Source organism: Actinoplanes sp. NPDC026619 (assembly GCF_040638295.1).
Lineage (GTDB): Bacteria > Actinomycetota > Actinomycetes > Mycobacteriales > Micromonosporaceae > Actinoplanes.
The window spans coordinates 102,629-118,448 of sequence record NZ_JBEZYA010000015.1; the positions used below are offsets into that span (position 1 = coordinate 102,629).

Sequence of the window (15,820 nt, forward strand, 5' to 3'; positions counted from 1 at the left end):
CCTCCCTTTCAGGTTGTCGGCAGCCAGATCCGCATCGTGGACGGGCCACGGCGGGCCCATCGGTGGTACGGGAGGAGCGGAACCACGACCGGATCAGGGCGTTCGAGGGCGGGACGGTGACTTCGGTACGGCCAGCCGGAATCGGCCGGTTTGGCGCGGCGGCCTTTCGCCGCGCCGGCTTCGGGTGCGACCGAGGTGTCGACCTGGATCTCGTCGAGGTGGACGCCGTCCTCCTGATCGGTCGACTCGGCGCACATGACGATCGGGCCGACCTCGACCGCCGCGCATCCGCGCAGCGCGTCAGCCCGCGGATCGGGAAAAGTCCACCGGGGGCGCATCGGCAGGTCGAGACGGATGCGCTCCCCGGCTTGAAAAACCCTCCGGTGTACGCCGTCCGCACCGGCCGCCCACTCCGGGACACGCAGGGTCAGTGTTCGCGGAACCGCCGGCGCCTCGACCACGGTCACCGTGACCACACCGTCGTCCGGGTAACCGGTGTCGACGTCGAGCACCATCCCGCCCGCCTCGACCCGCATCGGCGCGAACTGGTGCAGCTGAACGCCGCCGGAGTCCTCGGTGGCGAAGTAGCTCCCGAGCGAGGCGATCAGCCGGGCCATGTTGTTGAGACAGCAGGACACCTCGAACCAGGGGGCCCGGGCGCCGCCGCTGAACTTCTTGAAGGTGGGCGCCTCGGACGGTGTCCTCTGCTGCAGCGTGTTGGCGTAGAAGAAGGAACGGCCGTCATCGGCGATCGAGGTGGCGATCACGTTGTGCAGCACCCGGTCGACGATGTCGCCGTAACGCGGATCGCCGGTGGCCAGCAGCAGCCGGTGCGCGAGCTGGACAGTGGCCACGCCCGCGCAGGTTTCCGAATAGGCCCGGTCGGGCGGCAGCACGAAGTCCTCGCCGAAGCTCTCGTCCATGTGCCGGGAGCCCATCCCGCCGGTGAGGTGGGTGCGGCGGGCCAGCGTGCGGTCGAACTGCCGGGCCACCGCCTCGAGCAGTTCGTCGTCGCCGGTCTCGACAGCCACGTCGACGGCGCCGGCGGCCAGATACAGCGCCCGGACGGCATGGCCGTGGAAAACCGTGCCGGACCGGATCGGGACGGCGTCCTGGAAGTACTGCCAGCCGAACTCGTGCTCGGGCAGCGATCGGTGACCGCGGCGGTTGACGAAGGCGGCGGCCTGGTCGAGGTAGCGCCGCTCGCCGGTCACCCGATAGAGCTCGACCAGCGCGGTCTCCACCTCGGGGTGGCCGCAGAAGCCGTCGTCGGCGAACTCGGCACAGATGTGGTCGGCGGCCCGGATGCCGATGTCGAGCAGGCCCGGCGCCCGGCCGGTGCGCGCGGCCGCCACCGACGCCTGGATCAGATGACCGGCGCAGTACAGGTCGTGGCCGAAATGCCGGTCGCTGTACCGCCTCGGCTGGCCCGGCCGGCCGTACGCGGTGTGCAGGTAACCGTCGGCGTCCTGCGCGCCGCCGATCAGGGCGGTGAGCTCGGCCAGCTCGTCGTCGTGCGGCTCGCCGCCGGGGCGGGCCGACTCCCAGCAGAGCGCCTCGGCCAGCTTGTAGACCTCGGAGTCGCTGAACTCGCGGCCCCGGGTGACGGCCGTGCCGGGCGCCCGGAAGTTGCCGGTCCAGCCGAGCCGGTCCATCCAGGTGCGGCTGTGCCGCATGGTCGCGGTGCCGTTGACCGTTTGGCGCCGCGCCCAGAAGCCGCCGGTCAGCCGCACGCTCACCGGCCGCACGGCTCCTCTTCTCGGCTCGACAGGTCCCGTCATCGCGCCACCCTCCGAAATGGAACGAAAACCTTTTCGGGAATGGTTGCAGTGTGTTTCGCCACTGTCAACGGTCGGTTTCCGTCGATCTCCAAGATGGACTCGGTGCTATGCTGCCGAAAACTTTTCGAGGGGTGTGCGGTGGGCAGGAAACGCGCGCAGGTGACGCTGACCGACGTGGCCAAGCGGGCCGGGGTGTCGGTGGCCACCGCGTCGAAGGCGCTGAACGAGCGGGCCGAGGTCGCGGCCGCCACCCGCGAGCGGGTGCGGCAGGCCGCGGAGGAGCTGTCGTTCCAGCCCAACGTGCTGGCCCGGGGCCTCATCTCGGGCAACACCCGGACGGTCGGGCTGCTCACCGACGAGCTGTCGGCGGCCCGCTTCGCGATCCCGGTGCTGCTCGGCGCGGAGAACGCGCTGGGCAACGAACAGATGAGCGTGCTGTTGTGCGACGCCCGCGGCGACGCCATCCGCCGCCGGCACTACATCCGCACGCTGCTCGCGCGGCAGGTCGACGGCTTCATCATCCTGGGCGACTCCAACGAGGTCCGGCCGTCGCTGACTGCGGAGATTCCCGTTCCGGTGGTGTATGCGTACTGCGAGTCAGACGACCCTTCCGACCTGTCGGTCATAGCCGACGATGCGGGCGGCGCCCGCCTCGCCGCCGAGCACCTGGTGTCCCTGGGCCGCAAGAAGATCGCCCACATCACCGGCGACCCCGGCTACCGGGCGGCCCGCGACCGCGCGGCGGCCCTGCGGGAGGTCCTCGACGCCGCCGGCCTGCCGCTGATCGGCGAGCCGCTGTTCGGCCAGTGGTCCCAGCGCTGGGGCCGGCACGCCACCTCCCGCCTGCTCGCCTCCCACCCCGACGTGGACGCGATCTTCTGCGGCAGCGACCAGATCGCGTCGGGCGTGACCGAGGCCCTGCGCGACCTGGGCCGCACCGTCCCCGAAGACGTGGCGATCGTCGGTTACGACAACTGGGAGGTGCTGGCCGCCGAGTGCCGCCCCCCGCTGACCACGGTGGACCTCAACCTGGAACAACTCGGCACCACCGCGGCCCAGCACCTGTTCGCCCTGCTCGACGGCAACCACCACGCCGGCGTCATCCGCCAGCCCGGCCGCCTGGTGGTCCGCGAGTCCACCGCCGTGGCCGGGCCTATTCCACCGCGCTGAGCACGCAGACGAGGAACGGCGAACCGCCCGGTCCCGCGTGGGGGCCGGGCGGTTCGTCAGGTGGTGGTCAGCTGCAGCCGGAGGTTGAGCCGCAGCCCTCGCACACGTAGCAGCTGCCGGCGCGGCGCATCTTGGTGCCGCAGGTGAAGCACAGCGGGGCGTCCGCTGCCTGGCCCATCACGATCTCGAGCAGTTCCGTCGACGAGCCGACGCTCGTGGGGGCGGCCTTCTCGACCTCGGCCGGGGTGGATGCCGCGCCCACGGGGGCGGACACCGGCGCCGACGCGGCCATGCCGGCCAGGTCGGTGGAGACGCCGGCCGCCTCGGCGGCCGCTTCCGCCTGCACCTGCGCGGCGCGCTCCTTGGCCGTGAAGATGCCGAGTTCGGCGCGGGCCTCGTAGGACAGGAAGTCGAGCGCCAGGCGCCGGAAGATGTAGTCCATCACCGACGCCGCCATGCGGACGTCCGAGTCGTCGGTCATGCCGGCGGGCTCGAAGCGCATGTTGGTGAACTTGCCGACGAACGTCTCGAGCGGCACGCCGTACTGGAGCCCTATCGAGATCGCCACCGAGAAGGCGTCCATGACGCCGGCCAGGGTCGAGCCCTGCTTCGACATCTTCAGGAAGACCTCGCCGAGGCCGTCGTCCGGGTAGGACGACGCGGTGAGGTAGCCCTCGGCGCCGCCGACCGAGAACGACACCGTCTCCGACGGGCGCTTCTTCGGCAGCCGCTTGCGGACCGGGCGGTACTCGACGACCTTCTCCACGACCTTCTCGGCCTCGGCCACCGGGACGGCCGCGGACGGCTTCTTGGCCACCGAGAGCGGCTGGCCGACCTTGCAGTTGTCGCGGTAGATCGCTAGTGCCTTCAGGCCGAGCTTCCAGCCCTGGTAGTGGATGTTCTCGATCTCCTCGATGGTCGCCGTTTCCGGCATGTTGACCGTCTTGGAGATGGCGCCGGAGATGAACGGCTGCACGGCCGCCATCATCCGCACGTGGCCCATCGGGGCGATGGCCCGCTCGCCCATGGCGCAGTCGAACACCGCGTAGTGCTCCGGCTTGAGGCCGGGCGCGTCGACGACATTGCTGTGGTCGGAGATGTGCTCGATGATCGCCTCGACCTGCTCCTCGGGGTAACCGAGGCTGCGCAGCGCGCGCGGCACCGTCTGGTTGACGATCTGCATCGAGCCGCCGCCGACGAGCTTCTTGAACTTGACCAGGGCCAGGTCGGGCTCGATGCCGGTGGTGTCGCAGTCCATCATCAGGCCGATGGTGCCGGTCGGGGCGAGCACCGACGCCTGGGCGTTGCGCCAGCCGTTCTTGTCACCGATCTTGAGGCCGTTCTGCCACTGCTTGGTGGCTTCGCGGACGATCTCGGTGGCGACCGGGTTGGTGGTCTTGATCTCGTCGTTGGCGGCGGCGTGCTTGCGCATGACCCGCTTGTGCGCGTCGGCGTTGCGGGCGTAACCCTCGTACGGGCCGACCACGCCGGCGATCTCGGCGGAGCGGCGGTAGGCCGTGCCGGTCATCAGCGAGGTGATGGCGGCGGCGACCCCGCGGCCGCCCTCCGAGTCGTAGGGCAGGCCGGACGCCATCAGCAGGGCGCCGATGTTCGCGTACCCGATGCCGAGCTGACGGTAGGCGCGGGTGGTGACGCCGATCTTCTCGGTCGGGAAGTCGGCGAACGCGATCGAGATCTCCATCGCGGTGATGATGAACTCGACGCTCTTGACGAACTTCTCGACCTCGAAGCCGCCGTCGGCCTTGAGGAACTTCATCAGGTTGAGCGAGGCCAGGTTGCAGGACGAGTCGTCCAGCGACATGTACTCCGAGCACGGGTTGGACGCGGTGATCCGGCCGGTCTCGGGGTTGGTGTGCCAGTCGTTGATGGTGTCGTCATACTGCATGCCCGGGTCGGCGCACTCCCACGCGGCCTGGGCGATGTCGCGGAACAGCTTCTTCGCGTCGATCTGCTCGATCACCGAGCCGTCGAGGCGGCTGCGCAGACCGAACTGGCCGCCGTCCTCGTACGCCTTCATGAACTCGTCGCTGACCCGCACCGAGTTGTTGGCGTTCTGGTACTGCACCGAGACGATGTCGGCGCCGCCCAGGTCCATGTCGAAGCCGGCGTCCCGCAGCGCGCGGATCTTGTTCTCCTCGCGCGCCTTGGTCGTGACGAACTCTTCGATATCGGGGTGGTCGACGTCGAGGATGACCATCTTGGCGGCCCGGCGGGTGGCGCCACCGGACTTGATGGTGCCCGCGCTGGCGTCGGCGCCGCGCATGAAGCTCACCGGTCCGCTGGCGGTCCCCCCGGACGACAGCAGTTCCTTCGACGAGCGGATGCGGGACAGGTTGACGCCGGAGCCGGAGCCGCCCTTGAAGATCAGCCCCTCCTCCTTGTACCAGTCGAGGATGGAGTCCATCGAGTCGTCGACCGACAGGATGAAGCAGGCGCTGACCTGCTGCGGCGACTTGGTGCCGACGTTGAACCACACCGGCGAGTTGAAGCTGAACACCTGGTGCAGCAGCATCCAGGTCAGCTCGTGGTCGAACAGCTCCGCGTCCGCCTGGGTGGAGAAGTAGCCGTGCTGCTCGCCGGCCTTGCGGTAGGTCTCGACGACCCGGTTGATCAGCTGCTTGAGCGACCACTCCCGCTCCGGGCTGCCGACGGCGCCACGGAAGTATTTGGTCGTCACGATGTTCGCCGCGTTCACGCTCCAGAACGCGGGGTACTCGACGCCCTTCTGCTCGAAGTTGATCGAGCCGTCCCGCCAGTTGGTCATGACGACGTCGCGGCGCTCCCACTCGACCTCGTCGTACGGGTGGACGCCCTCAGTCGTCCAGACCCGCTCGACCCGCAGCCCCCCGGCCGGCGCGCTGCCGTTCGCACGGCTGCGCTGCTTCCCTGCTGTGATGCCGTCCCCGGCCATACCGCTCCCCCTCGTCAAAAACTGCTCGTCTTCACTTGCTCCCGGCGACGCGAACCGCCGCCGCCTCGCGCAGCGCACTGATCTCCTTCTCGAACTCGTCGAGCGAGTCGAAGGATTTGTAGACGCTGGCGAACCGCAGATAAGCCACCTGGTCGAGCTCTCGTAGCGGGACGAGGATCGCGAGACCCACTTCATGGCTGGGGATCTCTGCCGCACCTTTGGCCCGGATCGTCTCTTCGACCTTCTGCGCGAGCAGCGCGAGAGAGTCTTCGTCGACGGGCCGGCCCTGGCAGGCCTTGCGGACCCCGCTCATGATCTTCGTCCGGCTGAAGGGCTCGGTCACGCCACTGCGTTTCACTACGGCGAGGACCGCCTCCTCGACCGTGGTGAAACGCTTGCCGCACTCGGGACACGAGCGGCGGCGACGGATCAGAGCTCCGTCGTCGGCCTCACGTGAGTCGACCACGCGCGAGTCGGCATGGCGACAGTACGGGCAGCGCACCTCGATCTCCTTCCGAGCCCTCTCCATTGTCCTCCGGGCACGCCAAAAACGACGTCGCTAACTGTGCGCCGTCGTCAACAGCCTGTGGATGAACCGGGGAGGGGAACCCCAACCAGTGGATGACTTACACCCTTGTAACTACTAGATGTTGGGGTAGACGGTAAGCCGATGCGGACGCCGACGCAAGCGAAGCGCGTGCCGACGCGCCGTATTTTCCGCCTCAACACGTGCGGTGTACCGCCCGCTACACAGGGCGGCGCTTTCGTTCCGAAAAGGCCAGCACTGCGTCACGTTCTCGGCAAGATCAAAGTCTGACCCGGAGTCAAGCTCGAGTCGGTCAGGTGGTTGATCCGGCGAAGATCAGCGACCGCATCGCGGCCGTTCCGGCCGGGCTGCACACGGGCGGCGATGTCCCACAGCGTGTCGCCCTCGTGGACGGTGATCGTAGGGAGCGCGCCGGCCGGTTGATCGTCGGCCCGCGACGCGGTGGTGAACAACACGGCACTCGCGAGCGAGGCCATCAACGCCAGGAGAACCAGCACCGCGGCCCGCCCCCGCCGCGTCAGCCGCAGCGGCGGCTCGACCCGCCGAACGTCGTGCGCCACCATGGTCGACCCTCTCAAAGTCCGTAGGACACCCGTTCGATCGAACGCCCGTACGACGGTCTATCAGAACACGCGTACGGAAGTCGAGCACTTCCGAGCGACACGCCGGAAGAAAGTCGTACAGATGTTTGAATATGTCGCACCCTCCGATTACGGTTTCCCGTCAGAGGGTCAGCCGGGCAACCGCCATCCCCACGGCGAGAAACCGGCTCCGCGAGCGCACCACGTGCCGACAGGCACTGGCCGACAGGAAGGGCGGACGTGTCGACCGACGACCGGACCAGCCGGCAACAACAGATCACCCAGCGTCGTTCCCCGGCGCGAGCCCGCGGTGAGGGGGCACCCAAACTGCGGGCCGTCACGCCCGTGGTCAGCCACTTCCCCGACCTGGTGACTGCCGACCTCACCGCCCGCCAACGACGCATCCTCGAGTTCATCCGCAGCTGGGTCGAGCAATACGGTTACCCACCGAGCGTCCGCGAGATCGGCGAGGCGGTCGGCCTGGTCTCCCCGTCCAGCGTCGCCTACCAGCTGAAAGCCTTGGAACAGAAGGGCTTCCTGCGCCGCGATCCCAACCGCCCCCGAGCCGTCGACGTGCGCGCCCCCAGCGAGATGGTCGACGACGAGGCCATGCGCCACGCCCGCCCGCAGCCGGCTTACGTGCCGCTGCTCGGCCGCATCGCCGCCGGCGGTCCGATTCTGGCCGAGCAGGCCGTCGAGGAGTTCTTCCCCCTGCCGCGCGAGTTGGTCGGCGAGGGCGACGTCTTCATGCTCGAGGTCAAGGGCGACTCGATGATCGACGCGGCCATCTGCAACGGCGACTGGGTGGTGGTCCGCCAGCAGCCCACGGCCAACGCGGGCGACATCGTGGCCGCCATGATCGACGGCGAGGCGACGGTCAAGAGCTACCGCCAGCGCGACGGCCACGTCTGGCTCATGCCCGCCAACCAGGCCTTCGACCCGATCCCCGGCGACGACGCCACGATCATGGGAAGAGTGGTGGCGGTCCTGCGCCGCGTCTGAAGATCAACACCAAACGCCGGAGATACGGCGTAGCACCAGTCCCCGATTCAGCGGAAAGCCAGTCGGTGATCAAGGCCGTCGCGGGCCACCGGCCCGCCCGGCAACCAAGCTCCGAACCGGACGAATTCCGGCGAGCTCGAATAGCAAGCGGGAGGGGCCGGCCCGATGGGCCGACCCCTCCCGGCAATTGCTGAGTCGCGTCAGCGGCGGTAGCCGGGGTTGTCGAAGCGTTCCTCGGGGCGGTAGTTGCGGTCGGCGTAGCCGTCTCCGCCTCGCTGGGGCGGGCGGCCCTGGCCGTTGCCGGGCGGGCCGTAGGCGCCCGGCGAGCGCGGACCCTGGGCGGGCCGCTGGCCCTGGCCCTGCGGCGGGCGCTGGCCCTGGGCCGGGCCGCCGCCGCCCTGGCCCTGCGGGCCGGCCGGTCGCTGGGGACGCTGTCCTTGCGGGCCGCGCGGCGGCTGAGCGTACTGCTGGCCACCACCACCGCCACCACCGCCGCCGTAGACCGGGCCGCTGCGGCCACCGGGCTGCTGTTGCGGGCCGCGGGGCGGCTGACCGCCGGGCTGCTGCGGACCGCGCGGCGGCTGGCCACCGGGGCCGGGCTGCTGGGGACCGCGTGGCTGACCGCCCTGCGGCGGGCGAGCGTACTGCGGGGCGCCGCCACCGCCACCGGCGCCGTAGACCGGGCCGCTGCGCTGGGCGTTGCCGCCCGGGGCGCCGGCGCCGCCGTAGACTCCGGGGGCGGCCGGCGCCGCACCGGACCGGGCGCCACCGCCGTAGACCGGGCGCTGCGGGGCGCCGCCGACACCGATCAGCTCGGTCTCCGGGTCGCCCGGTTCGGCCACGTCGTCGCCGGCCCATGCCGCGGACGAGCCCACCCGCTTGCGATGCCGGGTGATGCCGATCACGCCGGCGCCGACCAGGATCAGGCCGAGCAGTCCGACGGCGCCCACCGCGTACGTGATCTGGTCGAGCGTGAGGTCCGCGTACCACGCGTTGCCGGAGCCGCCGCCGGAGCCGCTGGACGCCTTCTTCACCGCGGTCACCGTGGTGGCCGGCGTGTATTTCAGAATGCTGTTGGGGTTGTCGTGGTCGCCGCTCATGTCGGACGTCGTGTAGAAGAGACTGCCGTCGGCGCTGTAGGTGATCGCCTCGCCGAGCGTCTCGTTCGGCAGGCCGGTGGTGCGCGGCTTGCCCTTCAGCAGCGCGGTCAGCACGTCGCCGCCGGTGACGTCCCATTCGAGCGCGTCGGTGTAGGTGCGCAGCGCGACCTTCGCTCCGCCCGGTGCGATCGCGCCACCGTCGATGGTCTTGTTGCCGATCCGCGCATACGGGTTACCGGCGGTCTCGGTCGCGTTGACGGTGAGCTCGCCCACCTTCTTCAGCGGGACACCGGTCTCGTTGTTGGTCTTCAGCGCCGCCGACGGCTGGTAGATGCCAGCCGGCTTGCCGATCTCCTTGGTGATGATCAGCGGAATGTTGTCGCCGGTGAGCAGCAGCGCCTCGGCGTCGTGGTGGTCACCGTCGGCAAAGGACACCCGGTGCACGGTCGGCTTCTTCGACCCGTCGACCGGCATCGTCCACAGGGTGAGGTTGGGCCGGCTGGTGGACTTGTCGTAATCGTTGTCGCCGATGTCGGCGATCCACAGCGTCTTGCCGTCGGCCGACAGGATCATGTCTTCCGGGTCGCGCGGGCCGTTACCGCTGTACGACTGCTCATCGACGACCTTGCACTTGGTGTCGAGGAAGAAGATCTTCTTGCGCTCTTCCGAGGGGGTGCCGTCGTTGATCGCCACGAAACCGGTCTTCGTGGCCACCAGTCCGGACAGCTCGTCCAGCCGCTGGTCGGTCACCTTGCAGACTGATTTTCCCGCGGTTGCCTTGACGCTGACCGTGGGGTTGGGGTCATCCGCAAACGCACTGGACGGACCGACCATCACCAGCCCTATGGCCGCAACAGCCGGAAACACGAGACGCCGCATCCGATCAGTGTCGCATGCGGCGTCTCGAACCGGTGTTACGCGCGGATCAACCCAGCTCAGGGCCGCCCACTCTCAGTGCCGGAACGACTCCAGCTCGCCAGCGAGCTGCTCGCTGACCCGGACCTGCAGCTCAGTGCCATCGTCCATATAGCGGGTGTTGAGTACCTGACCGGTCCGATGAATCCGGGCGACCAGGTCACCTCGGTCGTACGGAAGGAGGACGCGAAGGTCGACGGCCGGGCGTGGCAGGCGCGCCTCGATCGCCGTCTGCAACTCGGCGATCCCGGCCCCGCTGCGAGCCGACACGAAGACCGCGTCCGGCCAGGTGCGCTTGAGCCGCAGCAGGCTCTCCTCGTCGGCGGCGTCCACCTTGTTGATGACCAGCAACTCGGGGATCCGGTCGGCGCCGACCTCGCCGAGCACCTCGCGGACGGCGCTGACCTGACCCTCCGGGTCGGGGTGCGCGCCGTCGACCACGTGCACGACCAGATCGGCCTCGGCCACCTCCTCGAGCGTCGAGCGGAACGCCTCGACGATCTGGTGCGGCAGGTGCCGGACGAAGCCCACCGTGTCGGACAGCGTGAAGACACGGCCGTCCTCCGCGGCGCTGCGCCGGGTGGTCGGGTCGAGGGTGGCGAACAGCGCGTTCTCCACCAGCACGCCGGCCTGGGTGAGCTGGTTGAGAATGCTGGACTTGCCGGCGTTGGTGTAGCCGGCGATCGCCACGGCCGGGACCCCGCTGGCCTGACGGCGGGAACGCTTGGTCTGGCGTACCGTCCGCATGCCCTTGATCTCGCGCTTGAGACGCGAGATGCGGGTGTTGATCCGCCGCCGGTCGGTCTCGAGCTTGGTCTCACCGGGACCACGCGTGCCGACGCCGCCGCCGGAACCGCCGGAGCCACCGCCCTGCCGGGACAGCGACTCACCCCAGCCGCGCAGTCGCGGCAGAAGGTATTGCAGCTGGGCCAGCTCGACCTGCGCCTTGCCCTCTTTGCTCTTCGCGTGCTGGGCGAAGATGTCGAGGATCAGCGCGGTGCGGTCGACGACCTTGACCTTGACCTGCGACTCCAGCTTGCGGAGCTGGGAGGGCGAGAGCTCGCCGTCGCAGATGACCGTGTCGGCGCCGGTGGACAGAACCACGTCACGCAGCTCGTCGACCTTGCCCCGGCCGATGAAGGTGGCCGCGTCGGGTCGGCTGCGCCGCTGGATCAGGCCCTCGAGCACCTGCGAGCCGGCCGTCTCGGCCAGCGCGGCGAGCTCGGTCAGCGAGTTGTCGGCGTCCTCGACGCTGCCCTCGGTCCAGACGCCGACCAGCACCACCCGCTCGAGGCGGAGCTGCCTGTACTCGACCTCGGTGACGTCGGTGAGCTCGGTGGAGAGGCCGGCGACCCGGCGCAGTGAATGGCGCTCCTCGAGCTCGAGGTCCCCGGTCGTCGGGTCAACCTCGTCAAGGACGGGTGCCTGGTAGATGTCTCGCAAAAGTGACCTCCTCCGCCCGATCGTGGCACGTCCCGGGAGCGGGCGCACCTACATAAGCGGGCCGAGCGTTGACGGGGGGTGTTTGAACCACTAATAACCACCGGATTGGAAACCGCTATTCCGGACGCGCAAGAATGCGATGAAGCACTTGCCGACGCCGGAGGACACACCGTGGTGACCACCCGCCTGCCCAGCGCAGGATTCTCGATCACGATTCGCATCGCTGTTACCGCGGACGCCTCCTCCATCGGGCGTCTCACCACCTGCGTCGGCGAGGCCGGCGCGATCGTGACGGCGCTCGACGTCGTCGACTCCGACCCGACCCGGGTGCTGGTCGACCTGACCTGCGACACCGCCGACTCCGGCCACGCCGACCAGGTGGTCAAGCAGCTCGAGGAGCAGGATGGGGTAGATGTCCGGAAGGTGTCGGACCGTACCTTCCTGCTCCACCTGGGCGGCAAGATCGAGGTCAGCTCGAAGGTGGCGCTGCGCAACCGCGACGAGCTGTCCCGGGCATACACCCCGGGTGTGGCCCGCGTCTGCATGGCGATTGCCGAAAATCCGGCCGACGCCCGCCGCCTGACGATCAAGCGCAACACCGTGGCCGTGGTCAGCGACGGCTCCGCGGTGCTCGGCCTCGGCAACATCGGCCCGGCCGCGGCCATGCCGGTGATGGAGGGCAAGGCGGCGCTGTTCAAGCGCTTCGGCGGGGTGGACGCCTGGCCGGTGGTCCTCGACACCCAGGACACCGACGAGATCGTGCGGATCGTCAAGGCGATCGCGCCCGCCTACGGCGGCATCAACCTGGAGGACATCGCCGCGCCGCGCTGCTTCGAGATCGAGGCCCGGCTGCGCGAACTGCTGGACATCCCGGTCTTCCACGACGACCAGCACGGCACCGCGATCTGCGTGCTCGCCGCGCTGACCAACGCGCTGCGGGTGGTCGGCAAGAACATGGCCGACGTGCGGGTGGTGGTCTCGGGCGCCGGTGCGGCCGGTACCGCGATCATGAAGCTGCTGCTGCGGCAGGGTGTGGGCGACATCATCGCCTACGACCGGAAGGGTGCCCTGCACCGCGGCATGCCCGACATGTCGGAGACCTGGCAGTGGCTGGCCGACCACACCAACAAGTCGAACTACGAAGGTGACCTGCCCGGCGCGATCGTGGGCGCCGACGTCTTCATCGGGGTGAGCGCGCCCAACCTGCTGACCGGCGCCGACATCGCCAAGATGGCCGACAAGTCGATCGTCTTCGCGCTGGCCAACCCCGACCCCGAGGTCGACCCGCGCGAGGCCCGCCAGCACGCCGCGGTGGTCGCCACCGGCCGCTCCGACCAGCCCAACCAGATCAACAACGTGCTGGCCTTCCCCGGCGTCTTCCGCGGCATGCTCGACGCGGCCGCCGAGGAGTTCACCGAGGAGATGGCGCTGGCCGCGGCCCGCGCGATCGCCGACGTGGTCGGCGACGACAAGCTCAACCCGACGGTCATCGTCCCGAGCGTCTTCGACCCGAAGGTCACCCCGGCGGTGGCCGCCGCCATCCGCGCGGTCGTCCGGGGCGGTCACGCGCCGCACAACGCCGCCGCGGTCCCCGAGGTCGAGCTCGACGAAGCACCCCGAGAATCCTTCTAAGACCAAAAAGCCCCATTTGATACGGGATTGACCAACGAGTTCCGCATCCAGGGACGGCCCAGGCGACAGCTCGGGCCGTCCCCGGCTGCCGGCCCGGCCGATGGTCAGGCCGGGCCTGCGGCCCAGCCGGTCAGCTCGCCCAGCCGGTCAGCTCGCCCAGCCGGTCAGCTCGCCCAGCCGGTCAGCTCGCCCAGCCGGTCAGCTCGCCCAGCCGGTCAGTGATCAGGCCCGCCACCCCGGCGTCGGCCAGCGCCGCCCACCGGTCGATGTCGTTGGCGGTCCACGGCATCACCTCGATGCCGAGGGCGGCCAGCTCGGCAACCCGCTCCGGGGCGGCCAGCACGTCGTCGACCGGCGGGTTGCAGCAGACGACGCCCAGCTCGCGGGACAGGTCGACGGCATCGCTCTCGAACGACATCCGGAGCAGGCCGCGCCGCACGTCCGGGGCCGCCTGCCCGGCCAGGGCGACCACATCGGGGTCGAAGCTCTGCACGATCGTGCGGTCGAGCAGGCCGCGCTCGGCGACCAGCTCGACGATCGCCTTGGCCTGGTCGAGCGTGGCCGGCGGCTTGATCTCCAACAGAAGTGCGGGGCCGGGGGCCGCGAGCAGCTCGAGCGTCTCGATCAGGGTCGGCACCCGCACACCGGCGTAGGCCGGGGAGAACCACGAGCCCGCGTCGAGCGCGAGCACCTCGGCGGCCGTCGCCTCCCAGACGTGGCCCTCGCCGGTGGTCGTGCGATCCAGGGTGCGGTCGTGGATGACGACCGGGACACCGTCGACGGTGGTGCGCACGTCGAACTCCACGTGCGTGGCGCCGGCCCGCACCGCCGCGGCGAACGCGGGCAACGTGTTCTCCGGCGCCACGGCCGAGTAGCCGCGATGCGCGATCCGGTGCCGCATCAGTCGATGGTCTCGCCGTTGGCGACCAGCACCGCCGGGCCGGCCAGCCACCAGCGGTCGGCGGCGTCGTGGGTGACGGTGAGCCGGCCGCCGAGGACGTCGACGGCGACGACACCGGTCGACCGGCCCGCGTCGCGCAGCGCCACCGCGCCGACCGCGAGCGCGCCCGACCCGCAGGACAGGGTCTCGCCGGAGCCGCGCTCGTGGACGCGCATCGACACGTGCAGGTCGCTGCCCTCGACCGGCGGGGCGTCGACGACGAACTCGATGTTCACCCCGGCGGGGAACAGCGGGTGGTCGAAGCCGGGCGACACCGTCAGGTCCAGCGACGGCAACTCGACGCCGTCGTGCAGGGCGCAGACCAGGTGCGGGTTGCCGCAGTCGACGGCCATGCCGGTGAAAGTCAGGGGGCCGGCGGTCGCGGTGCTGGCGGCGTACACCCGCGGGGTTTTCATCTGCACCCTGATGATGTCGCCCTCCTCGACCGCGACCACGACGCCGGCTCGCGTCGCCACCGGCAGGCCCTCGGGGCCGGGCGTGGCCAGCCCGCTGGTGATCAGGTAGCGGGTGAAGACGCGGACGCCGTTGCCGCACATCTCGGCGATCGAGCCGTCGGCGTTGCGGTAGTCCATGAACCACTCGGCGTCGGCGGCGAACGCGGAACCGTCCGGATCCTTCGCGGTGCGCACGACGCGCAGCACGCCGTCGGCGCCGATGCCGAATCGCCGATCGCAGAGCGAGGCGACCCGCGACGGGGTCAGCTCGATCGCGCCGTCCGGGTCAGCGATGATCACGAAGTCGTTGCCGGTGCCGTGGCCCTTGGTGAAAATCACGCCGCCATCATCCCGCAACCGCGAGAGCGTCCGCCACGAGTGTGTCGGACGACCCGTCGAGCCAGTGGATCGCCCGATCGCGCTTGAACCAGGATCGTTGCCGGCGCACGAACCGCCGGGTGCCCTGAACCGTGTCCGCTTTCGCCTGCTCCTCGGGCAGCTCGCCGTCGATCTGGGCGAGCGCCTGCTGGTAGCCGAGCGCCTTCGACGCCGTCCGGCCCGCCCGCAGCCCGAGCGGCACCAGGCCGCGCACTTCGTCGAGGAGGCCGGCCGCCCACATCAGGTCGACCCGCAGCGCGATCCGCTCGTCCAGCTCCGCCACCGCCCGGTCGACACCGATCTGCAGCGACGGATAGTGCGGGGTGGGCTGCGGCAGGGTGGCGGTGAACGGCCGGCCGGTCAGCTCGATCACCTCGAGCGCCCGGACGATCCGCCGCCCGTTCGAGGGAAGAATGTTCGCGGCGGCAGCCGGATCCCACTGACCCAGCCGCTCATGCAGCGGACCGGGGCCGGAACGGGCCAGCTCCTCCTCCAGCCGGGAGCGAATCTGCGGGTCGGTGCCGGGGAACTCGAACTCCTCCAGGACCGCTCGCACGTACAGCCCCGAGCCGCCGACCAGCAGCGGAACCCGCCCGCGGGCCAGGATGTCGTCGATCGCCTCGCGGGCCAGCCGCTGGTATTCCGCCACCGCGGCCGGCACCGTCACGTCCCAGATGTCGAGCAGATGGTGCGGCACGCCCGCGCGCTCGGCGACGGACAATTTCGCCGTGCCCACGTCCATCCCCCGATAGAGCTGCATCGAGTCCGCGTTCACCACCTCACCGCTCAGTTCCTGGGCGAGAGCGATGCTCAGGGCCGACTTGCCGGCGGCGGTCGGTCCCACGACGGTGATCACACGCGGAACGGCTCTTGACGGCACGGAGCAACCGTAGGACAAGGTTTGGCCACGGTCATCGGCGGGCGCTTCCCCACAACCGGGTTGG

At 70.0% G+C, this 15,820-nt stretch carries 12 protein-coding genes; 3 read left to right on the plus strand and 9 right to left on the minus strand.

What is annotated here, in order from left to right; translation table 11 throughout:
- Positions 1-8 precede the first annotated feature (8 nt).
- On the minus strand, positions 9-1,781 hold the full coding sequence (locus AB0E90_RS29655) for a beta-L-arabinofuranosidase domain-containing protein (protein WP_360412878.1): 1,773 nt from the start codon (positions 1,779-1,781) through the stop codon (positions 9-11).
- Positions 1,782-1,919: 138 nt separating this feature from the next.
- Here AB0E90_RS29655 and AB0E90_RS29660 point away from each other — a divergent pair, with 138 nt between their 5' ends.
- Entirely contained in the window at positions 1,920-2,951 is a 1,032-nt protein-coding gene (locus AB0E90_RS29660) for a LacI family DNA-binding transcriptional regulator (protein ID WP_360412881.1), read from the plus strand.
- A 67-nt stretch (positions 2,952-3,018) separates the two neighbouring features.
- Here AB0E90_RS29660 and AB0E90_RS29665 read toward each other — a convergent pair whose 3' ends face one another.
- The 3 genes from AB0E90_RS29665 to AB0E90_RS29675 all read right to left on the minus strand — a co-directional run bounded on the left by AB0E90_RS29665 (position 3,019) and on the right by AB0E90_RS29675 (position 6,993).
- Positions 3,019-5,883 carry a vitamin B12-dependent ribonucleotide reductase gene (locus AB0E90_RS29665; protein ID WP_360412884.1) on the minus strand — a complete coding sequence of 955 codons (2,865 nt, stop codon included), beginning with the start codon at positions 5,881-5,883 and terminating at the stop codon, positions 3,019-3,021.
- Positions 5,884-5,914: 31 nt separating this feature from the next.
- Positions 5,915-6,385, minus strand: a complete 471-nt coding sequence (gene nrdR, locus AB0E90_RS29670; RefSeq protein ID WP_360412887.1) for a transcriptional regulator NrdR — start codon at positions 6,383-6,385, stop codon at positions 5,915-5,917.
- Between the two features lie 287 nt (positions 6,386-6,672).
- Positions 6,673-6,993 carry a LysM peptidoglycan-binding domain-containing protein gene (locus AB0E90_RS29675; protein ID WP_360412890.1) on the minus strand — a complete coding sequence of 107 codons (321 nt, stop codon included), beginning with the start codon at positions 6,991-6,993 and terminating at the stop codon, positions 6,673-6,675.
- 294 nt (positions 6,994-7,287) lie between these two features.
- Here AB0E90_RS29675 and lexA point away from each other — a divergent pair, with 294 nt between their 5' ends.
- Positions 7,288-8,013: a transcriptional repressor LexA gene (gene lexA / locus AB0E90_RS29680; RefSeq protein WP_360413367.1), complete on the plus strand. Its 726-nt coding sequence runs from the start codon at positions 7,288-7,290 to the stop codon at positions 8,011-8,013.
- A 200-nt stretch (positions 8,014-8,213) separates the two neighbouring features.
- Here the strand turns inward: lexA and AB0E90_RS29685 are convergent, their stop codons facing one another.
- Together AB0E90_RS29685 and hflX are read right to left on the minus strand one after the other, a co-directional pair.
- Positions 8,214-9,992, minus strand: coding sequence for a hypothetical protein (locus AB0E90_RS29685; RefSeq protein ID WP_360412893.1), 1,779 nt, complete (start codon positions 9,990-9,992; stop codon positions 8,214-8,216).
- A gap of 72 nt (positions 9,993-10,064) precedes the next feature.
- Positions 10,065-11,471 (minus strand): GTPase HflX, encoded by a 1,407-nt coding sequence (gene hflX, locus AB0E90_RS29690; protein ID WP_360412896.1) that lies wholly within the window; start codon positions 11,469-11,471, stop codon positions 10,065-10,067.
- Positions 11,472-11,642: 171 nt separating this feature from the next.
- Here hflX and AB0E90_RS29695 point away from each other — a divergent pair, with 171 nt between their 5' ends.
- Positions 11,643-13,103 carry an NAD-dependent malic enzyme gene (locus AB0E90_RS29695; protein WP_360412899.1) on the plus strand — a complete coding sequence of 487 codons (1,461 nt, stop codon included), beginning with the start codon at positions 11,643-11,645 and terminating at the stop codon, positions 13,101-13,103.
- Positions 13,104-13,284: 181 nt separating this feature from the next.
- On the opposite strand, the gene AB0E90_RS29700 is transcribed toward AB0E90_RS29695, so the two are convergent.
- From AB0E90_RS29700 to miaA, 3 genes are read right to left on the minus strand one after another with little or no spacing between them, the layout of a single operon-like run.
- Positions 13,285-14,004, minus strand: coding sequence for a glycerophosphodiester phosphodiesterase family protein (locus AB0E90_RS29700; RefSeq protein WP_360412902.1), 720 nt, complete (start codon positions 14,002-14,004; stop codon positions 13,285-13,287).
- Complete coding sequence (gene dapF / locus AB0E90_RS29705; protein ID WP_360412905.1) at positions 14,004-14,837, minus strand: diaminopimelate epimerase; 834 nt, start codon at positions 14,835-14,837, stop codon at positions 14,004-14,006. Before dapF ends, AB0E90_RS29700 begins: the two co-directional genes overlap by 1 nt.
- A 7-nt stretch (positions 14,838-14,844) precedes the next feature.
- A complete protein-coding gene (gene miaA, locus AB0E90_RS29710; protein ID WP_360412908.1) occupies positions 14,845-15,774 on the minus strand; it encodes a tRNA (adenosine(37)-N6)-dimethylallyltransferase MiaA in 930 nt (309 codons plus the stop codon).
- Between the last annotated feature and the right edge of the window lie 46 nt (positions 15,775-15,820).